This window comes from Leucobacter sp. NPDC058333 (assembly GCF_042726155.1).
GTDB lineage: Bacteria > Actinomycetota > Actinomycetes > Actinomycetales > Microbacteriaceae > Leucobacter.
Window position 1 is genome coordinate 277,160 of record NZ_JBHXHV010000004.1, and the last position, 20,090, is coordinate 297,249.

At 66.3% G+C, this 20,090-nt stretch carries 16 protein-coding genes; 13 read left to right on the forward strand and 3 right to left on the reverse strand.

Annotated elements, in window-relative coordinates; translation table 11 throughout:
• The first annotated feature begins 50 nt into the window (after window positions 1–50).
• From ACFWHR_RS14100 to ACFWHR_RS14130, 7 genes are all read left to right on the forward strand, one after another.
• Entirely contained in the window at window positions 51–2,069 is a 2,019-nt protein-coding gene (locus ACFWHR_RS14100; RefSeq protein WP_382448947.1) for a TPM domain-containing protein, read from the forward strand.
• A 73-nt stretch (window positions 2,070–2,142) separates the two neighbouring features.
• Window positions 2,143–2,877 carry a PspA/IM30 family protein gene (locus ACFWHR_RS14105; protein WP_382448948.1) on the forward strand — a complete coding sequence of 245 codons (735 nt, stop codon included), beginning with the start codon at window positions 2,143–2,145 and terminating at the stop codon, window positions 2,875–2,877.
• Window positions 2,878–3,018: 141 nt separating this feature from the next.
• A complete protein-coding gene (locus ACFWHR_RS14110; RefSeq protein ID WP_382448949.1) occupies window positions 3,019–4,353 on the forward strand; it encodes a hypothetical protein in 1,335 nt (444 codons plus the stop codon).
• Between the two features lie 115 nt (window positions 4,354–4,468).
• Complete coding sequence (locus tag ACFWHR_RS14115; protein ID WP_382448950.1) at window positions 4,469–6,061, forward strand: acyl-CoA carboxylase subunit beta; 1,593 nt, start codon at window positions 4,469–4,471, stop codon at window positions 6,059–6,061.
• Window positions 6,062–6,120: 59 nt separating this feature from the next.
• Window positions 6,121–6,477: a hypothetical protein gene (locus ACFWHR_RS14120; protein WP_382448951.1), complete on the forward strand. Its 357-nt coding sequence runs from the start codon at window positions 6,121–6,123 to the stop codon at window positions 6,475–6,477.
• Window positions 6,478–6,504: 27 nt separating this feature from the next.
• Window positions 6,505–7,197, forward strand: coding sequence for an NUDIX hydrolase (locus tag ACFWHR_RS14125; RefSeq protein ID WP_382448952.1), 693 nt, complete (start codon window positions 6,505–6,507; stop codon window positions 7,195–7,197).
• Window positions 7,198–7,612: 415 nt separating this feature from the next.
• Window positions 7,613–8,605, forward strand: coding sequence for a hypothetical protein (locus tag ACFWHR_RS14130; protein ID WP_382448953.1), 993 nt, complete (start codon window positions 7,613–7,615; stop codon window positions 8,603–8,605).
• Window positions 8,606–8,681: 76 nt separating this feature from the next.
• Here the strand turns inward: ACFWHR_RS14130 and ACFWHR_RS14135 are convergent, their stop codons facing one another.
• Window positions 8,682–10,334 carry a deoxyguanosinetriphosphate triphosphohydrolase family protein gene (locus ACFWHR_RS14135; RefSeq protein WP_382448954.1) on the reverse strand — a complete coding sequence of 551 codons (1,653 nt, stop codon included), beginning with the start codon at window positions 10,332–10,334 and terminating at the stop codon, window positions 8,682–8,684.
• A 61-nt stretch (window positions 10,335–10,395) separates the two neighbouring features.
• Between ACFWHR_RS14135 and ACFWHR_RS14140 the strand changes: the two genes are divergently transcribed.
• The 3 genes from ACFWHR_RS14140 (at window position 10,396) to ACFWHR_RS14150 (ending at window position 12,940) form a co-directional block, all read left to right on the forward strand.
• Window positions 10,396–11,052, forward strand: coding sequence for a hypothetical protein (locus ACFWHR_RS14140; protein WP_382448955.1), 657 nt, complete (start codon window positions 10,396–10,398; stop codon window positions 11,050–11,052).
• An 83-nt stretch (window positions 11,053–11,135) separates the two neighbouring features.
• On the forward strand, window positions 11,136–12,092 hold the full coding sequence (locus ACFWHR_RS14145; RefSeq protein WP_382448956.1) for a diacylglycerol/lipid kinase family protein: 957 nt from the start codon (window positions 11,136–11,138) through the stop codon (window positions 12,090–12,092).
• 119 nt (window positions 12,093–12,211) lie between these two features.
• Complete coding sequence (locus tag ACFWHR_RS14150) at window positions 12,212–12,940, forward strand: YceI family protein (protein ID WP_382448957.1); 729 nt, start codon at window positions 12,212–12,214, stop codon at window positions 12,938–12,940.
• A 29-nt stretch (window positions 12,941–12,969) separates the two neighbouring features.
• On the opposite strand, the gene ACFWHR_RS14155 is transcribed toward ACFWHR_RS14150, so the two are convergent.
• Window positions 12,970–14,163, reverse strand: a complete 1,194-nt coding sequence (locus tag ACFWHR_RS14155; RefSeq protein WP_382448958.1) for a RimK family alpha-L-glutamate ligase — start codon at window positions 14,161–14,163, stop codon at window positions 12,970–12,972.
• A gap of 25 nt (window positions 14,164–14,188) precedes the next feature.
• On the opposite strand from ACFWHR_RS14155, the gene ACFWHR_RS14160 reads away from it, so the two are divergent.
• Both ACFWHR_RS14160 and ACFWHR_RS14165 read left to right on the forward strand, forming a co-directional pair.
• A complete protein-coding gene (locus ACFWHR_RS14160; RefSeq protein WP_382448959.1) occupies window positions 14,189–14,668 on the forward strand; it encodes an ATP-dependent zinc protease in 480 nt (159 codons plus the stop codon).
• 34 nt (window positions 14,669–14,702) lie between these two features.
• Complete coding sequence (locus ACFWHR_RS14165; RefSeq protein ID WP_382448960.1) at window positions 14,703–15,809, forward strand: N-formylglutamate amidohydrolase; 1,107 nt, start codon at window positions 14,703–14,705, stop codon at window positions 15,807–15,809.
• Window positions 15,810–15,821: 12 nt separating this feature from the next.
• Here ACFWHR_RS14165 and ACFWHR_RS14170 read toward each other — a convergent pair whose 3' ends face one another.
• On the reverse strand, window positions 15,822–17,165 hold the full coding sequence (locus tag ACFWHR_RS14170) for an anaerobic C4-dicarboxylate transporter (RefSeq protein ID WP_382448961.1): 1,344 nt from the start codon (window positions 17,163–17,165) through the stop codon (window positions 15,822–15,824).
• 378 nt (window positions 17,166–17,543) lie between these two features.
• On the opposite strand from ACFWHR_RS14170, the gene ACFWHR_RS14175 reads away from it, so the two are divergent.
• The gene (locus ACFWHR_RS14175; protein WP_382448962.1) at window positions 17,544–19,979 is read left to right on the forward strand and encodes an Ig-like domain-containing protein; all 2,436 of its coding nucleotides are present in this window, start codon (window positions 17,544–17,546) and stop codon (window positions 19,977–19,979) included.
• Window positions 19,980–20,090 lie beyond the last annotated feature (111 nt).

Sequence of the window (20,090 nt, forward strand, 5' to 3'; positions counted from 1 at the left end):
AGCCCTCCTATTCGGTGGACCGGGCCCGCGTGGGCGAATACACTCCGAATGTGGAGAACTCAGGCTCGATCCCCCGACGTCATCAACTCGCGCGCTGGTTGCTCGGCGCTGCGCTCGGAGCGGGACTGTTGGGTGCCGGTGCCGTGGGCGCCGCGGCGGTCAGCCCCGATTCACTCAGCAGCGACTATGTGACAGACTCCGTCGACGTGCTCGACGCTGCGCAGGAACAGGCGGCAAACGACAGGCTCGCCGCCGCGTACGATGCGACCGGGCTCGACCTGTACGTGGTGTTTGTCGATGAATTCACCGATCCGTCCGATCGCGTGGCCTGGGCCGACGAGACAGCGGAGCTGAACGGTCTCGGCAGCTCTCAATACCTGTTGGCGATCTCGACGGAGGGTCGGCAGTACTACGTCTCCGCGCCGAGTGATGGTTCGCTCAGCGGAAGCGCGCTCGACCGCATCGAAGAACGTGTACTCCCCGAACTGCGCGACGAGGACTGGGCGGGCGCGGTGACTGTCGCGGCTGAACAGCTGGAGACGGAGCAGGCGGCGCCCGGCAAGAACACGACCGTTGCCGTCGGCGTCGGAGCGGGCGTTCTGGTGCTGGGGGGCGCGGCCTTCGGCGTGACGCGAGCTGCACGAAACCGCCGCTCGAAGCAGGCAGAGGAACACGACCTGCATGAGCTGGAGCGCGCCTCAGGCTCGGCGCTCGTCGCAGCAGACGATGCGGTAAAGGCCAGCGCGCAGGAGCTCGAATTCGCCCGTGCCCAGTTCGGCGACGCGGCCGTCACGACGTTCGCGACGGCGACCGAGACGGCGCGCAAGCAATTGCTCGAAGCATTCGCCCTTCGGCAGCAGCTCGACGACGCCACCCCCGACTCCGTCGAGCAGCGGCGCGAGTGGTTGCAGCGCATTATCGAGCTCTGCGCCGCTGCCGACGCGACGCTCGACGAGCAGAAAGACTCGTTCGAGCGGCTGCGCGCCATCGAACAGAACGCGCCCTCCGCGCTCGCGGCGGTCACCGCACGCCGCGAGCAGGCGACGGCGCAGTCGGAGCTGAACAGTGCTGATCTGTCACGACTCTCATCGAGCTACGCCTCAGATGAGCTTGCGACGCTCTCCGGCGCTCCGCAGCAGGCACAGTCGCTGTTGACCTTCGCAGCAGAACGTGAATCACTGGCGACCACCGCGCTCAGCTCGACACCACCCGACACCGGGGCCGCGGCTGTCGCGATTCGCGAGGCCGAGGCGGCGGTGGCGCAGGCCGAGACGCTGCAGCAGTCGATTGCAGCCCACGGCTCAGAGCTCGCAGGAATCGAGGCGCGGTGCGCCGAGTTGATCGCCGAGCTCGAGGCCGACATTGCCGGGGCTGCAGCTCTGCAAGACGGTGACGGCACCATCGCCGCTGCCATCGCGGCGACCCAGCAGCAGATCGCTCAGGCCCGCGCCGATCTCTCGGGGCCCCAGAAACGCCCGTCGCGCGCGGTGCAGGCGCTCGACGCAGCGAATACGAACATCGATGGCGTCGTGCAGACCGCGCAAGAGACGGCTCGCGCCCGACAAGCACTCACCACACAGCTCGCGCAGGCCGCCGAACAGGTGCGCCAGGCCGAGACGTTCATCGACACGCGGCGCGGCGCGGTTGGCGCAACCGCGCGCACGCGGGTAACTGAGGCCCGCGCGGCGCTCGGACGAGCGGAGGCCACCCAGGCGTCCGACCCGCAGGGGGCGCTCGTTGAGGTGCGTCGCGCAAATCAACTCGCGTCGGATGCGCTCTCGGCCGCGCAATCGGACGTCAATGGTTTCGGGTACGGGGGCCAGGCGGGGTACGGGCAGGCTCCCGAGAGTGATCTCTCCGCCATTCTCGGCGGCATCTTTGGGAGCGGCGGAGGCAGCGGGTACGGCGGCTCCGGCGGCGGATTTTGGGGCGGCGGCTCGCGCAGCTCAGGCAGTTCGTGGGGCGGCGGTTCGTCGCGCAGGTCGGGTGGCTCTTCGCGAAGGTCAGGCGGATCCTCACGGCGTTCGAGCGGCGGCCGCTCCGGGCGCAGCGGCGGCGGCCGATTCTGACCCGCCAATCTCGGCGCTTCCCCAGTCATAATCTCTACACTCAATCCAACCAGCTCCGCCGAAAGGAACCCACATGTCGAAGCAGTCCGTTCTCGGTCGTATCACCACCCTCGTTCGCGCGAACATCAACTCGATGCTCGATTCCGCCGAAGACCCGCAGAAGATGATCGACCAGCTGATCCGCGACTTCTCCAACAACATTTCCGACGCAGAATCGGCGATCGCAGAGACCATCGGCAACCTGCGTTTGCTCGAGCAGGACTATGACGAAGACGTGCGCACTGCGCGCGAGTGGGAGCGAAAGGCGATCGCGGCGAGCGCGAAGGCCGACGAGCTGCGCTCGGCGGGCAACGCCGTCGACGCCGACAAGTTCGACAACCTCGCCAAGGTCGCACTACAGCGTCAGATCACTGAAGAGAACGAGGCGCGCGCCGCGGAGCCCACCATCTCTGCGCAGCGCGAGGTCACCGCGAAGCTCAAGGACGGACTGAACGGCATGCGCGAGAAGCTGCAGCAGCTGCAGACCAAGCGCTCCGAGCTCGTCGCCCGCGCGAAGACTGCCGAGGCACAGAACCGCGTCGCCGACGCCGTGAAGTCGATCGACGTGCTCGATCCGACCAGCGATCTCGGTCGCTTCGAAGACAAGATCCGTCGCCAGGAGGCGCTCGCCCGCGGCAAGCAGGAGATCGCGGCGTCGACGCTTGATTCGCAGTTCAACGAGCTCGAAAACTTCGAGGCTGTAACCGAGGTCGAGGCGCGTCTCGCAGCACTCAAGGCTGGCCGGTCGCCGCAGGCACTCGAGCAGTAACCGGCGCCGGATCGAGCGGAGCGGGCCGAAACCGGCCCGCTCCGCTCTTCCCGTCAATTGGCTCGAGTCACTCCGCCGCTGAAACGCTCGAACCGCACGACCGACCGCACGACCATTCGCACGACACAGACAGGACACACCGTGGCATTTTGGGGACGGCGAGACCGCGAGGCTCAGGAGCAACAGGACGCCTCCGATGCGCAGTTGTCGCAGCGTGCCCGCAGCGCGCTCGTCGCTGCCGACGAGCGCATTCGCGCGACCGGCGATGAGCTGGCGTTCGCCACTGCCGAACTCGGCGACGATGCGACGGCCGAACTCAAGGTCGGCCTTGAATCGGTGCGCAAGCACCTCAGCGAGGCCTTTCAGCTCCACCAGCTGAACTATGACCACATTCCCGATACGCCCGATGAGCTCCGCACCCGCAACGCGCGCATTCTGCAGCTCTGCGAGTGGGCGGAATCAGTGCTCGACGAGCGCACCACCGCGCTACAGGCCCGCGTTGAGCGCGCGCGCCGTGCCCCTGAGATGGTGCAGCGCGTGCGCGCAGACGCCGAAGCGCTCCGCGCGCGCGTCCCTGAGGCGAAAGAGGCAGCCGCGCGCCTCGCCGAGCGCTACAGCCCCGCAGCGCTGCAGCGCGTACGCCTCCACTCCGAGGACGTCGAGCAGCTGCTCGAGTTCGCAGAGCACTCGGCCGACCTCTCAGACCGCCGACGCGCAGCGGGCGCGCTCGCCGACGCCAACCTCGCACTCGAGACCGCGATCGAGACCGTGCGCCGCGCAGCCTCGATTCTCGACGGCGTCGACAGCTTCGAGATCGAGGCGCTGCGCGCGCAGAACACACTCGCTGACGTCATCGAAGACTCCCGCGGCGATATCTCTGCGGCACGCACCGAACCCCGCAACAACGCGGTCGACGAGGCCGTGCAGCGCCTCGAGGCTGCGCTCGCCGAGGTAAGCGCGGGCCGTCAGCGAGATCCGTTCGCCGACCTGTCGCTCGTCTCCGCCGCTAACTCCGCGCTTGACGCCGCCCGCGCTCGCGCCGCGAAGCCTGTCCCCTCGGCCGCCCAAGTGCAGCACGGCGTCTCTACAGCCGATCACGCAATCGGCATTGCGGCGAGCCTCATCGAGGGTCACCGCGGCTGGATCGGCGCGGACGCGCGCACCCGACTTGCCGAAGCGCGGCGTCACCGCAGCGAGATCTCCGCGATTCCCGACTCGGAAGACACGCGGGAGACCGTGCTGCAGCTCGCGAGGCGTGCCTCTGATCTCGCTGACGAATCGCTGCGTCTCGCGCAGCGCGATATCGACTCGTCGCGCCCCGATGACGATGACTGGGGTTGGGGCGGCGGCGGTGGCGGCTCCTGGGGAGGCGGCGGCGGACGTGGTCGCGGCAACGCCGGTGGTGGGGGCGGAATGCTCGGCCCCGTGATCGGCGGCGTACTGCTCGGCGGGTTGCTCGGCGACATCTTCGATTGATCGGGTCGGGCCCGCGGCGTTTTGTGCCGGTTCGTAGGAATCACACCAAGGAGTTTCGATTCCGTTGGAGAGGTTCGGAGGGTCATGGCATGACCTCCGCGCTAGGCTGACACTCGTGACTGCAGAGAACACCGCACCCGCGACGACCGCCGACCGCATCGCGGATCATCGCCGCAAGTACCAGGAAGCCGTGGGCGACCGCGACGCGGCGGCCGCCGCGAAGCAGCACGCACGCGGCAAGATGACCGCTCGGGAGCGCATCGCTGCACTGCTCGATGCCGGTTCATTCGTTGAGTTCGACAAGTTCGTGAAGCACCGCTCGCACGGCTTCGGCATGGAAAACAGCCACCCGTTCGGAGACTCCGTAGTCACCGGCGCCGGCACCGTGCACGGGCGTCAGGTCGTCGTCTACTCGCAGGACTTCACGACCTTCGGCGGTTCGCTCGGCGAAGTTGCCGGCGAGAAGATCGTCAAGGCGATGGAGTTCGCGCTGAAGACGGGTGCCCCGGTGCTCGGAATTCTCGACTCGGGCGGGGCCCGCATTCAAGAGGGCGTCGTTGCCCTCTCGAAGTACGCGAGCATCTTCCGGCTGAACACGATGTGCTCGGGCGTCATCCCGCAGATCTCAATCGTGATGGGCCCCTCGGCCGGCGGTGCGGTGTACTCCCCCGCCCTCACCGACTTCGTCATCATGGTCGACAAGACCAGCCACATGTTCGTCACCGGCCCCGACGTCATCAAGACGGTGACGGGTGAAGAGGTCGGCTTCGAAGAGCTCGGCGGCGCGCTCACTCACAATAAGACGAGCGGCGTCTCGCACTATCTTGCAAGCGACGAGCACGACGCGCTCGACTACGCGCGGGCGCTCATCAGCTACCTGCCCGATAACAATCTCGCAGAGGCGCCGATTTACGACACGGAGACGGCGCTCGAGATCACCGACACGGATCGTCGACTGAACTCGCTGATTCCCGACAGCGCGAACCAGCCCTACGACATGCAGGTCGTCATTCAGGCCATTCTCGACGGCGGCGACTTCCTTGAGGTGCAGCCGCTGTTCGCGCCGAACATGCTGATCGGCTTTGGCCGCGTCGAGGGCCGTACCGTCGGTATCGTCGCGAACCAGCCGAACCAGATGGCCGGCACGCTGAACATCGATGCGAGCGAGAAGGCAGCGCGCTTCGTGCGGTTCTGCGACGCGTTCTCCATTCCGATCTTGACGCTCGTTGACGTTCCCGGCTACCTGCCCGGCACCGACCAGGAGTTCCAGGGCGTGATTCGTCGCGGCGCGAAGCTGCTGTACGCGTACGCCGAGGCGACCGTTCCGCTCGTCACCATCATCACGCGCAAGGCTTACGGCGGCGCGTACATCGTGATGGGGTCGAAGCAAATGGGTGCGGACTTCAACATCGCGTGGCCAACGGCCGAGATCGCCGTTATGGGTGGCGCGGGCGCCGTGAATATTCTGTACCGCAAGGAACTCGCGGCAGCTGCAGAACGCGGCGATGATGTCGAGGCGCTGCGTGCAGAACTCACGTCGAAGTACACGGCAGACGTGACCTCGCCGTTCCTCGCCGCCGAGCGCGGCGAACTCGACAACGTGCTTGAGCCCGCTGGCAGCCGCCTCGCGGTCATCAAGGCGCTGCGCGGTCTGCGCGGCAAGCGCACCGAACAGCCCGCCAAGAAGCACGGCAACATCCCGCTCTAAGCGCGGGTTCCACACCGAACAGCATTCAGAGCATTCAGAGCATCGAGAGCGAGCACCCCGTGGCACGACACGCTGCACCGTCAGAGGACGCTGAAACAGGCATGGCCGAGGCTGGCGTTGCGGCGGATGGCGTGGCCGCGGGTGATGCCGCGGCGATCCTGCCGCCGGATGCATCAGAGCGAGATGCCGCGAAGCGCGAGGACAGCGACGGCGATGACGCGCTCACGGGCGACGATATTCGCTTCATCACGCGCCAGGTCAGCGACGCCGAGCGCGCAGCGGTGATCGCGGTGCTCACCCAGGTGCGCGCCGAAGAATCCGAGCAGGTAAAACGCGTCGCACGCCGCGACCGCGAACCGTGGTCGCGATCGCAGCGGGTGCCAGAGGGCATCTTCGATCTGCTCGCCGAGGGGTGATCTCACACCGGTTGTAGGGTGGCGAGTATGCCCCTCACCGTTGCTGACGCAGAGCGCGATCTGCGCGAACTGCTCGACCGCCGCGTCTCCGTAACCTACGAGCCGCAGGGCACACTCGTCGACCGCCCCGTGCGCACCTCGGCCGTGCTGATTCTGTTTGGCACCCTCGATCGCGAGCCCGCCGCACACGGCGCGCGCACCGTTCCGCCGGAGCTCGACATTTTGCTCACCAGGCGGGCTGACAGCATGCGGCACCACGCGGGACAGATCGCCTTTCCGGGCGGCGGCACGGAGACCCAGGATCGCGATGCCGCCGACACCGCGCTCAGGGAGGCTGCCGAGGAAACGGGCGTCGACCCCGCCGGTGTTGACGTGCTCGGCACACTGCAGCCAGTGCACATCCCGGTCAGCAACTACCTGGTCACGCCAGTGATTGGGTGGTGGCGACGACCGAGCCCGGTCGCGGCAGACCACTCGGAATCCGTCGAGGTCTTTCGCGCGCCCGTCGCCGAACTACTCGACCCCGCCGCACGCGGAACCTCGGTGCTGCGGCACGCTCGCTCAACGTATCGCGGTGCGGCGTTCACGCTCGGACCGCACCTTGGCGGACACCTCGTCTGGGGATTCACCGGCATGACCCTCGCCTCGCTGTTCGACGAGCTGGACTGGTCGGTCCCGTGGGATCCGACGGTTGAGTTCCCGGTGGCGCCTGGGCGCTAGGGCTTCGGGGGAGCTGCTCGCCGGAACTGATCCGTCTGCGCCCGCCGCATCGGCGCCCGCCACATCTGCCCCCGCCGCATCGGCGCCCGCCACATCTGCGCCCTCCACCCTCGCGCCCGTCGCGCCCCTCGTTACCCGTCGAGCCCCTCGTTACCCACCGAGCCCCTCGTTACCCGCCGAGCCCCTCGTTTCTTGCCGAGCCCCTTGCTCGAACGCGCACTTACGCAAGGGGTTCGGCTCGACGCAAGGGGTTCGGCGCAACGCAAGGGACTCGGCGCACTGCAATGTGCGCAACCGGAAAGAAGTGCCGCTCGTTGTCCGTTCACAAGGGCGGCGTCTACTCATCACCGGGTCACTTGTCCACAGATGTAGCCGCAACTCCGAAACGCACCCTGAACGACGCTTGACTGATTGCATGAATCTTCCCAATCACATCTCTCGAGTTGCCGCAGCCACCACTGACCTTGACGACCACTTAGGCTCGGGCGTTTCCCGGCGAAGCATCGCAGCGCGCGTCCGCTCCGGGCAGTGGAAGCGCGTGGGGCGGCGCGGGGTCGTGACCTCTCAGACGATGCAGAGTTGGTTTCCGCACGAGCGTCATTTAGCAACGGTGCTCGCCGCACACCGAGATGCTCGATCTCCGCCCGTGTTTTCGCACTTCTCCGCTGCGGCGATACTCGGCCTGCCGATGTGGAAGTTGCGAGATATCCGTGCACACACCGTATCTACGAGCAGCCATACGCAGGGCCGAACAGTCGTCAGGCACGAGTTCCCCATCGGTGCAGGCGATGTGATTGAGGTCGCCGGATTACGCTGCACTGGGCCCGACCGCACACTGTTCGATCTCTCGGCGATCGCTCACGAAGATCTGGTGCTGGGATGTGCCGATGCGAGACTCCGCGCACTCGCGAACTTCGATCGTCGGATCGACCTGTCCGCGTCCGACGACTGGCGGGATCGCATGCGGGCTCGTGCTGATGCCGCTCCCGGCAGTCGCGGAGTGAAGTTGTTTCGCCGGGTGATTGCGCTCGCGGATGCCCGTGCCGAATCGGTACTGGAGAGTGTCAGCCGACTCCGTTTTACCCAGCTCGGCATCGAAGTGGAACCTCAGTTCGCAGTGCAATCTCCCACGGGCGGGCACTACTTCGTGGACTTCCGGCTGATTGGGCATAGTGTGCTCGGTGAGTGCGACGGCGCGCAAAAATACTTGGATCCTCAACTGCGCGGCGACCGATCACCCGGCGAGGTAGTGCTCCGAGAGAAGCGGCGTGATGACTGGATCACGGGTCACACGCAGAGCCGGTTTATCCACTGGGGCGCCCGCGAGGCCGACACGCCTACAACGTTTGGCACGATGCTGAACCAGTACGGCGTCCCGATCCCCCTCCGCAAGAGGAGCAGAGTATGACGATCGCTAGCCCAAGCCTCGCCGAGTCAGTCCCGGCGAACCGAGCGGTTCGGCACCCACACCGCGCGCAGCGCCCCTACCCGCCGGGAGTGCCCGACGTGAGGGCGCGGTAGGTGGTGACCGCCTGCTGGTCGCTGAGTGAGGCGACGTAGTCGAGGATCGCTCGGGTGCGGCCCTGGCGGCGCATGCCCGAGTCGGTCGTGTCCCCCATGAGCAGTTCCGGTCGGTCGCGGCGCACCTCGAAGCCCGCCGCCGTCGCTTCGTCAGCCCACTCGAGCAAGCGACGGGGCGCACGGCCCGCGTCATCGGGGTCCGCGAGCCAGGCGTCAAAGCCGAGCGCGAGCTGTTCTACAACCTTGGCGCGCCCGCGCTGCGGTTGCCCCAGCTCAGGCCGTTCCAACACGAAGTGCGCGTGCACGAACTTCAGCACCATCACCTCGTGCCACGCCTGAGTATTCAGCCGCACATAGCCGCTGCGCACGTGCGGGTGTTCTTCGACGACGATGGAGGTGCGCAGATGGTCGATCCAGCGCCGCGTGAAGTCAGAGACCGAACGCTCGCTGTCGATACCGCCGTCGTAGGGGGCCGCGAGCAGGTGTTCACCAACCTCTTCGCTGATGCGGCGCACGGCGGCGCGGAAGGCATCGCGATCGGCGATCCACGCGTCCTTCGCGTGCAGCCTGCGCCACAGCAGCTCAAGCGAGCGACCCGGCGTGCGCCACTCCGCGGCCAGCTCCTCCTCGGCGTCAGCGGCGAGCGCCCCAGAACGGTCGAGCCACGCGCGAAACTCGCCCGCGATCGACGATTGCTGCAGTACGCCGGCGCGCGTGAAATCGTCAAGGTCGTGCACGGCGTACGCGATGTCATCCGCGAGATCCATGACCGCGCACTCGACGGTCTGCATGCCCTCGCTGACAGTATCGAACGGTGCGAGCGCGGTCTCCATGTCGACCACATCGAGGGCGTAGACCGAAAATTTCTCGGCACCGCCTGCTACGTCGATTCCTACGCCGCGCGGGCGATCCGGCGCCGCCAGTGTGCCCGTCGGCACGCCCACCCATGCACCGCGCGTCCACGGATACTTCAGCGTCGCCGCTCGCGTCGCCGCTGTGAGATTCAGGCCTGGAAAATCCCGACCGAGCGTGTCGAGCTTGGTCAAGATACGAAAGCTCTGCGCGTTCCCCTCGAATCCCTCAGCCAGACCAAGCTGCTCGCGCGCCACTCGATCGAGCACGCGCTCGCCCAGGTGCCCGAACGGTGGGTGCCCGAGATCGTGCGCGTGGGCGGCGGCCTGCGCGACGATCGTGTCGCACCCTCCGAGTCGCGTGATCGTCTCGCCCACAGCATCGTCTTCGCGCACTGCGCCTCGGACGAAGGCGGCATGCTGAGCGGCTCGGCCCGCGAGCTGAGCCGCGATCACGCGCGCGACCGCGCTCACCTTGAGCGAGTGCGTGAGCCGGTTATGCATCACCGGGCCGACGCCCGACTGCGGCACCACCTGGGTCACGTCCGAGAGCCGCGCAAAGTACGACGAGAAGCGGATCCGCTCAAGATCGACGCGGTACTCCTGCGGCTCGGCTAGGGCACCGTCGACGGCGGCGACGCCATCACCCGCGCGTTCCCCGACCACCGCTTCCAATTGCGACTCACCGAGCCCCGCCGGGCGGTGCTGCGATGACACGTGCTCCACGTAGCGCCGACTTTCGCGCCCGCCCCCAGTTGCCTGCATGACACTCATTCAAGCACGCAGCACGCCGGTACACTGGGCGCAACGACGAAAGGGGCCACTCATGAGCGGCGCACCGAGCCCGTCGGGCAAAGCACGGACTCCCGGAGGCGCGGCTGGCCAGGCCGCCAGCGCCGCAGAGGCCTCACGTGCCACGCACTCCACCAACACCTCGAATCTCACGCGAGCCGAGAACATTCCGGCGATCGAGCGCGCGACAGGGCGAAGCTGGGATTCATGGGTCAAGCTCTTCGAGGCGGCGGGCGCCGCGAAGTTGCCGCACGCTGAGATCGCGAAGATTGCTCACTCTGGAGTTCCCGACGATCTGCGCAATCCGTTCTGGTGGGCGCAGGGCATCGCAATCGCCTACGAACAGCACGCCGGACTGCGTGTGCCGGGGCAGTCGTCGACCGGCATGTTTCGCGTGAGCGCCAGCCGAACGCTCCCTCTCGACCGCGACGCGGCAATCGCTGCCTGGCGCACGGCGCATGGCGCACGCGCCGATCATCTCGGCCACACCGCCGGCGAACCGCGATCCTCGCGCACCGAAAAGCGCAGCTTCTGGCGGTTCAGTCTCGACGGGGCTGGCAAAGTTGAGGTCTCGGCGACGCCGAAGGGCGACGACAGGGTCATCCTTGCGGTGAGCCACGACAATCTGCCCGACGGCGATCGCATTGAAGCCTGGCGCGCGCACTGGAAATCCCTGCTCACGGAGCTGTAACCGGCACCCTCCAGATGCGCAGTACGCTCAGCACTCGCCCTGTACATTACCTGTATCCCGATCCCGCAACGAAAGTAGGCAGCATGTCAGCGGAACGCTTCGGCATCGTTTGGAACCCGTCGAAAGTCTCCGAGCGCGAGATTCGCGCGGCCTGGGATGCAGCAGCCTCCAGCGTGAGCGGACCGCTGCCAGAGGGACTCTGGTTCGAGACCTCCCCCGAAGACGCCGGCCTCAGCGCGACGGCCGCGGCGATCGAGCGCGGCTGCGACGTGGTCATTGCAGCGGGTGGCGACGGCACCGTGCGCGCGGTAGCTGAGGCGCTGGGCGATTCCGGATCACCAGCCGCCGAGCTCGGTGTCGTCCCTCTGGGTACCGGCAACCTGCTCGCCCGCAACCTCGGTATTCCGCTCGGCAATCCACGCGCGGCGTTTGCCCGAGTGCTCACGCAGCACGCTTCTCCCCTGGACCTCGGACGCGTGAGCTACACGACAGCCGATGGCACGGCAGAGCAGCACGGGTTCGTGGTGATGGTGGGGTTCGGCATCGACGCGCAAATGATCGTCGAGACCGACGACGATTTGAAGGCGAAGGCGGGCTGGCTTGCCTACGTCGAATCACTCGGCCGCGCCGCCTCGGGTACCGAGGTCATCGAATTTTCACTCGCGCGTGACGGCGGCGAGCCGGAGTCGTTCGACGCGCACACGTTGCTCATCGCGAACTGCGGCTCGATTCAGGGAGGCATCACCCTGCTTCCCGACGCAAAACCTGACGACGGTGAGCTTGACCTGCTGGTGCTGCGCGCCGACGGTGCGGCCGCATGGCTCGACACCATGCGCAATTTGGTATGGCACAACGGCCTGAAGCGGCTGTTGACGCGAGCCGACACCGCTGAAAGCACCGAATCGACCGACCACCTTCGGGCGAAGTCCGTGACGGTTGAGCTGCCGTCGCCGCTCGCGTTCGAGGTCGACGGAGACGACGTCGGTGAGGTTACGGCGTTCACCGTCGAAATTCTCCCCGCCGCGCTGCGCCTGCGGTAAGCGGCGCCCGACTTTCCCAGCTCCTTCCCCAGCTTTGCCGGGGCTATTCATGGGCGCCACTGCCATCGTTGAACTCCACCGACCGCAGCGCACCGCCGCTACAGTTCCCAGGAGTTCCCGTGAAAAAGTCTCACAAGATCATCATCGGCGTCGGCGCGGGCGTGATCGTTCTGGGGGCAGTCGCAGCCGTCGCTGGCCCAGTCGTCTATCGCGACCTGATCGCGGCGCCCGCCGCCGATACCCCGTCGCTCTCTGGAACCGACATGACGGGTGATGCAGCGGACGCCACGGAGGCAACGGGCAGCGCGCTCGACCCCGCCGATCTTGTCGGCGCATGGAGCGTCACAGACGGTTCCGAGGCCGGGTATCGCGTGGACGAGGTGCTCAACGGTACCGACGTGACTGTTACCGGACGAACCGACAAGGTCACCGGGAGCTTCACCATCGGAGACACCGGGCTCACGCTCGACGCGGCCGACCTGACCGTCGACGTCGCATCCATCGCGACCGACAGTGGCAATCGTGACGAGTATTTCCGCACCGAGGCCTTGCGCACCGACGAGTTTCCGACGGCGACGTTCGTGCTCACCGACCCGGTGACACTCGACAGCGCGCCAGCTGCCGGTGACGTCGTACAGACGAAGGCCACAGGAGACTTGACGATCGCTGGCAAGACGCAGTCGGTGACGGCGACGATCAAGCTGAAGAGCGACGGCAAGACTGCTGAGATCGCCGGCTCAATCCCAATCACGTTCTCAGACTTCGGCGTTGAAGCCCCGAACCTCGGCTTCGTCTCCGTCGAAGACAGCGGCGCCGTTGAGTTTCAGCTCACCGCAGCGCAGTCGTGAGCTCACCCGCAGCGCGGCGCTGACGTGAGCTACCCGTCAGCGAGCTCCTGAGCCGCCTTTGAAAGCTTGCGCACGCGCGCGCGACGCCTGCGCCGCTCCGGAATCATCGACCGCATTTCTTCGAGTTTGCCGAAGCAGAGCAGCCGATCTTCAGCCTCGAGCACGATGTTCTTGCGCGGGTTCGAGATCACCTGCACGCCTCGGTGCAGCGTCAATACGGTGACGTCGCGATCCCACAGGCCCAGCTCGCCGAGCGTTTTGCCGACATATTCCGATCCGTGCATAGTGAGTTCGGCTACTCCGTAAGCGGTAGACACGCTGAGCCGCTGGCGCACGTCGATCTCGGGGAAGTTGACCTGGTTCGCGATGAAGTCGATGATCGCGCCGGCGATGTCGAGCCCGGTGGCGCTCTCGATGCCCTGCAGCCCCGGCGATGAGTTGACCTCCATCACGAGCGGCCCCTCGTCACCCTCGAGCATGTCGACGCCGGCCACGCGGAGCCCCATGATCTGGGCCGCGCGCACTGCGGTCTGCTCGTACACCGGATCGAGCTGCACGGCCTCGACCGTGCCGCCCCGGTGCACGTTCGAGCGGAACTCGTCGCCGGCCGCCGTGCGTCGCATCGCCGCTACGACCCGGTCGCCGATCACGAGGGCTCGCACGTCGCGCCCGCGGCTCTCCGAGACGAAGCGCTGAATGAGCACGTTCTGACGCGTCGAGTGCAGCGTCTCAATGATCGCCTCGGCGACCTTCACCTGCGGCGCCAGAATGACGCCGATGCCCTGAGTGCCCTCGAGCAGCTTGATAACGACAGGAGCGCCACCGACGCTCTCGATGGCTGGGCGCACATCGGCGCGGTTCCGCACGAATGCCGTTGCCGGCATCTCGATGTTGTGGCGCGACAGAATCTGATTCGCGCGCAGCTTGTCGCGCGCGTTCGCGATGCCGTTCGACGTGTTCGGCGTGTACACGTCCATTTGCTCGAACTGGCGCACGACGGCGGTGCCGAAGTAACTGATCGAGCTGCCGATGCGGGGCAGGATCGCGTCATAGTCGCTGAGCTGCTTGCCGCGATAGAGCAAATCGGGTTCTTCGCCTGCCAGGTCGATCGCGAACCGCAGCGTGTTGAGCACGCGCACGGTGTGGCCGCGCTCGCGAGCGGCGGTCTGCAGTCGCTGCGTGGAATACGCCTGCGGGGCGCGCGAAAGAATCGCGAGTTTCATCGTGATTTCCTGCCAAGATAGATGCGTGAGCGTACCTGACCATTCAAGCACTCAGACGGGGTGGCGTGAATGGGTGAAGCTGAATGGCATCGGTGTGCCGTGGATCAAAGCGAAGATCGACACGGGAGCCCAGACGTCGGCGCTGCACGCCACAGAGATCACTGAGTTTGAGCGGTCGGGCGCGCCGTGGGTGCGCTTCCTCGTGCAGCCGTGGCAGGTCACCGACGATGATGCCGTCGAGGTCGAGCTCCCCGTACACGATCGCCGCACCGTGCGCAGCTCTTCCGGTCATGCGCAATTGCGTCCGGTCGTGCTCATGCGTGTGTCTCTTGCTGGCCGCACCATTGAGGCGGAGGTCACCCTGACCGATCGCGAAGAGATGGTGTTCCGCATGCTCATCGGCCGCGAGGCACTGCGACAGGGATTCGTTGTCGACTCGGCTGCCTCCTATCTCGGTGGCAAACCGTCACGTCGAACGCGCCGCCGCAATCGCGGCCGGGAATAGTCGCTGCGGGGCGCGCCAGCAGTACGCTGGTGCCATGAGCGCGCACGATCTCGATTTGATTCCCGCCGGCACGGTATTTACGCCCGACGAGCTCATCCACTACGCCGACCCTGACATGCGTGACCTCGCGAAGGCTATCGCCGAGGCCGACGTGCTTGTGACCACACCGCACTCGGGAGCCGAGATTCCCGAGGAACTAGCCGAGTTCCTCTCTCCCGAACTTACTCGCCGCTTGCAGTACGACTTCACCGATGTCTCCACGGCGTCCGTCGTGCGGAGATGGGCCGAGATCGATCCCCGCATCGTCGCGGTGATCAACCCGCACCCGCGGCTCGTGCGCGATCCGAATCGCGCGAAGCCGCTCGACGTGCGCGCCGACCTGCAACAGGCCATCGAGCGCGTGCGCGCCGCCGGCACTTGGCAGCGGGTCGATCTCACCGGCGTCGACGCAATTCGGCCCGTGACGTTTTCCTTCTTTCCCATTCTCGAGGTGCCTGAGACGCCAGAGGGCATGCAGCGGCTCGTCGACACCTTCGCGGCGACCGCAGAGCAGGGGCTCGACGTGTACGAGGCGACTCGCGACGAGCTCACCGAACTCTTCCTCACGAAGGGACTCGCCCAGGGCGGCAGGTTCACTCGGCTCTCCTTCCACGACACTATGAACACGACGACCACCCGCGACGGAGCCGTGAATGTCGAACGCGCTGAGCAGGATCGTCTGCCGGCGGTCGTCGCGCTCTCGAACCGCGGCGACGCACAGGGCGAGGCTCGCGGCGACGCGGACCCGGCCGACGCGCCCACGATGGATCCGGCGTCACTGCGGCGACTCGCCGAGGCCCATCGCGTCGAGTTCGAGGTCTCCGATCCTGACGCCGTCCGACTGAACCAGCCCTACCTCGGCAGCCAGGAGATCCGGGCGGCGGGTGCACGCTTCCGCTCGGTCGCGAGCGAGGCCGCCGCCGCAGGCCTCACGCTCGGCGCCGTCCAGGCCGAGTTTCTGCGGGAGTACCTGTTGGGGCCTGAGGCGGTCGCCGAGCTGCACGAACCCGGAACCGAGTGGGTCACCGAAGATCGTGAACGCGTCGACATTCTTGCGTACGCCTGCAAGCGCGCGTGGGATGCGTTCCGCGACGGGCATTAACGCCCGAACCGGTTAACCGCCCCAGATCGCCCCGAAGGCAGCGCCCGCGGCGATCGTCGTTGCCGCCAGTACCAGCGTTGGCACGAAGAACGAGTGATCCACGAGCTTCGTACCGAGTTTCGTACTGCCGGTGGTGTCGAAGTTTGCGGCCGCGATTTGAGAGCCATTTGTCGGCAGCAGATATATGCCAGCGAAGGCACCCGCCCACATGCCGGTCAGCAGACCAAGCGGAATGCCTGCAGCAAGCCCGATCGGCACGATCGTTCTCGTGGCCGTCGACTGGCTCGTGGTGAGCACACAGACCAGGAAGACGCCGAGCGCGAAGATCCACGGCACCGCGGTGACGAGCCCACCCACGCCCTCCGCAATGAGGGTGGTGTGCGCGCCGAGGAATGTGTCGGTGAGCCACGCAAGACCGAAGAGCGCGATCGCCGACACCATGCCTGCTTTGAATACGGTCATCGTCGGTATCTCGGAAACCTTGGGACGCGACACGAGCAGGATCAACGTGCCAGCGACAAACATCACGATCTCGATAATGGGCGTCATCGTCACCGGATCGCCATCCGCGGTGAGCGGCCTCAGCCCCTTGAAGAGACCAAAGAAGACAATGGCTGCGACTCCGAGCAGGAAGATGATGGCCGCGTTACGACCGGCAGATGTCACCGTGACCTGCGCCTTCACCGCGTGCGCGTCGGACTGCGGTGCCGCAATCTCGCCCGCCGCGATCTTCGCCTGGATCGCCTCGTCGTCGGCGATGTCCTTGCCGAGTCGGTTCACCACAATGCTCGACAGCACAATGCCAACGACTGCCGCGGGGATGGTGACCTTCAAAATGTCGATGAGCTCGAAGTTCCACGGCGCGGTGTCGGTCAGCGTCACCATCGCCGCCATCGCCGCCGAGACCGGACTGCAAGCGAGCGCGACGCCCGTCGCCACCACTGATAGCGACAGCGGGCGGGAGGGGCGAATGCCATTGCGATACGCGAGATCCTGAATCACCGGGAGCAGCGGATACAGAATGTTCGACGTACCCGCGCCCACCGAGAACAGGAAGGCGACGAGCGGGGCGACGAGGGTGATCTGCTTCGGGCTCTTCGAGATGAGCTTCGCCGCGATCGACACCATCCAATCAATGCCGCCCGCCGATTGCATCATCGACGACGCCAGCACCACAACGAGCACGATGAGCAGGGCGTCAACCGGCGGATTTCCGGGCGACAGCCGGAACACAAAGACCAGGATCGCTACGCCTGTTCCGCCCCAGAGCCCCAGGCCGACGCCGCTTGAGCGGGTTCCCATAACGATGCAGCCGAGCACGACGAGCAATTGCGTGATGAATAGCACGGTGTCCATGAGGCCCCCAGCACAGTGAATCCAACTATTGAGTACGTCTCTGACTGCTCAGCGTAACCATCGGCGGCCCGCCGCGACAGGCTCATTTCACGGGGACACGCGCAATGCGCGCCCTTGAACATCACAATTCGGTGTCGAAAAGGAGAGTCAGTGCAAATTTTTCAAATAGGCCCCGAATCGGGGATTTCATGCGAAAAACGGCTTCGCATGCTGGGTCTTTCCCTTGCGTCAAGCCAATTTCCAGGTTAGCGTGAGCGACGGTCCTGGATGTTCTGACGGAGTACCCGTGTGGGGAAGTATGCATAGGTGCTCGCTGCCATTACGTCGCGATGTTCCAGCGACCGGTGCTCAATTGAACTCACACACCAAGGGGAACACGTGACGAAACGTCGTCCGCTCGCGCTCGGCGCAGCAGCGGCCCTCGGGCTCGGCAGTCTCTTCATCGCCGCACCGGCGATGGCGGAAGATGCCAGCCCGACGGAGCCGACCACTCAGCAAGACAATCAGGTATCGGATCTCACCGTTGCCAGCCCGACCGGAGACGCCGTTCAGGCCGCGGCCGCCCGCAATGAGGTGCCCGTAGCCGAGATCGAGTCCAAGCTGCAGGCCGGCGAGATCGTGATCGCTCAGAGCGGTCACATCGCGATCGTCGATCCCGCAGCCCCGAGCGCTCCCGAGCAGCTTCCCGCTGCACGTAAGGCAGGCGACGCCGTCGCTATTCCCGGCGACGCAGTCGGCGGTTCACGCCCCGGCGCTCCGGTAACGATTTACCTGGACTTCGACGGCGAGGTCGTGGAGGGCACGTCGTGGAACGTTCCTTCCGAGGGTCTCCCCGGCCAGCCGAGCTACGACATGGCTCCCGCTGCCACCGTGGATCAGAACGCTGTGTGGGCGGGCGTCGCAGAGGACTACGCACCCTTCAACGTGAACGTCACCACGACGAACCCCGGTGCAGACGCGCTCTACAAGACCTCGGCCGGCGATAACACGTACGGCTCGCACGTCGTCATCACCGACACCCTCCCCGACTTCGGCGAGGGCTCGGGCGGCATCGCGTTCCTCGGTGGGCTCGGCTCACCGTCGCTGTCACCGGCATTCGTGTTCACCGAGGGTGTTGGCGGCGGAGACCCCGCGAACGCGACCGCACAGTCCGTGGTCGTTGCGGCGTCGCACGAGGTCGGACACAACCTCGGCCTGTCGCACGATGGCTTCGGAGATGAAGAGTACTACCAGCCCGAGGGTGGCCTGTGGGGCCCGATCATGGGCGCACCGTACTACTCCCCGCTGACTCAGTGGTCGAACGGCGAATACGCAACAGCCAACAACCAGGAGAACGACCTCGCGGTCATGACCGATCGCGGCGCGAGCGAGTCGATGTTTGTCGGTTGGACCTACGCGAACGGCGATCCGTACACCGAGGATCAGGCGTGCATCCCCGCGGGCGTCGACGCTCAGAACCCGAACCCGGGCGACGTGATTTACGCACTCGGCGCGGGCGGCGGCTGCAACCCCGCTGGCGAGGCTCTCACCCCCGCGTTCGAGTACACCGACCGCGCTGACTTCGCCGCGGACGATCACGGCGACGACGCGGCGAACGCGACCGCACGTGACGACTCACAGGACACCATCTCGGAGGAGGGCGTCATCGGCGGCACCAACGACGTTGATGTCTTCAAGTTCACGACGCTCGGCGGCGCCGTCTCGGCAACGGTTGACGTTGCGGAGATCGGACCGAACCTCGACTCGAAGCTCACGCTGACCGATGCCGAGGGCACGGTCGTGGCTGAGGATGCTCCCGCGACGACTCGCGTCAGTGAGTCCGTAGCCGCTGGCCTCGGCTCATCGGTCTCGGCAAACGTTGAAGCCGGCGTGTACTACCTCACGGTCGACGGTGTGGGCCAGGGCGATCCCGCCTCTGCCACCGCTGCTGAGGCGAACGGCTACAGCGATTACGGCAGCCTCGGCAACTACACGCTGACCGGCCTGGCTCCGGCCTTCGACCCCGCTCCGATCGTCATCGAGACGCCCGCTGAGGGTGCCACGATCGCTGCCGGCGGTGCAGACGTCACCGTTAGCGGTACCGCTGAGCTCAACGCCGATGTCACCCTGACCGCCAATGGCACCGACGTCAACACGACGGCGAACGCCGCTGGTGCATGGACCGCGACCGTCAAGGCTGCAGTCGCAGGCAAGACGAAGATCGTTGCCGCCGAGAGCGTTATCGGTATCCCGGTCGAGGCAACCGATTCGGTCACCGTTGTAGCTCCTGTCGCTGCACCGGTCATCACCACCCCCGCCGACGGCGATCTGACCTCGGTCAGCCCGACATTCGCAGGCACCGGCATCGCTGGCGCCGAGGTTGCACTGACGATCGTTGACGCGGGCGGCGTGGAAAGCGCTGCTACGGCAACCGTTGACGCAGACGGCAACTGGACGCTGCCGCTCGAACTGGCGCTCGCTCCCGGCGAGTACACGGTCACCGCGGTTGAGTCGCTCAACGGCGTCACCTCCGACGCTTCCGAGGCCGTCGCCTTCACCGTCGTGGCTGAGGCTTCGGCAGGCACCGGCGGCAACGCTGGCGCGGGTGGCACGACCGGCACCGAAGGCACCGGCACCACCGGCGCCGGTGCAGGCGCAGAGGGCACCACCGGTGCAGGCGGCGCAGCAGTTGAGGGCAACACGAACCTCGCGTCGACCGGTACCGAGTTCGATTTCGCTGCAACGCTCGGGTTCATCACCCTCGCGCTGCTGCTGTCGGGCGGAGTCATCGCGGCCGTCGCAATCCGCCAGCGCAAGCTGCGGATGATCGGCTAACCTCGATCCACTCCTCACCGGGAATGAATCGGATGGGGCAGGATTCGCACGAGCGGATCCTGCCCCATCGTCGTTTTCACACGTTGCATCCGTACCATGAGTCTCACCAGA

What these genes read in the sequence shown, in the direction of transcription:
- ACFWHR_RS14105 (WP_382448948.1), top strand. Translation starts at nt 2,143, where the DNA reads ATGTCGAAGCAGTCCGTTCTCGGTCGTATCACCACCCTCGTTCGCGCG.
- ACFWHR_RS14125 (WP_382448952.1), top strand. Translation starts at nt 6,505, where the DNA reads ATGCCCCTCACCGTTGCTGACGCAGAGCGCGATCTGCGCGAACTGCTC.
- ACFWHR_RS14130 (WP_382448953.1), top strand. Translation starts at nt 7,613, where the DNA reads ATGAATCTTCCCAATCACATCTCTCGAGTTGCCGCAGCCACCACTGAC.
- ACFWHR_RS14135 (WP_382448954.1), bottom strand. Translation starts at nt 10,334, where the DNA reads ATGCAGGCAACTGGGGGCGGGCGCGAAAGTCGGCGCTACGTGGAGCAC.
- ACFWHR_RS14140 (WP_382448955.1), top strand. Translation starts at nt 10,396, where the DNA reads ATGAGCGGCGCACCGAGCCCGTCGGGCAAAGCACGGACTCCCGGAGGC.
- ACFWHR_RS14145 (WP_382448956.1), top strand. Translation starts at nt 11,136, where the DNA reads ATGTCAGCGGAACGCTTCGGCATCGTTTGGAACCCGTCGAAAGTCTCC.
- ACFWHR_RS14155 (WP_382448958.1), bottom strand. Translation starts at nt 14,163, where the DNA reads ATGAAACTCGCGATTCTTTCGCGCGCCCCGCAGGCGTATTCCACGCAG.
- ACFWHR_RS14165 (WP_382448960.1), top strand. Translation starts at nt 14,703, where the DNA reads ATGAGCGCGCACGATCTCGATTTGATTCCCGCCGGCACGGTATTTACG.
- ACFWHR_RS14170 (WP_382448961.1), bottom strand. Translation starts at nt 17,165, where the DNA reads ATGGACACCGTGCTATTCATCACGCAATTGCTCGTCGTGCTCGGCTGC.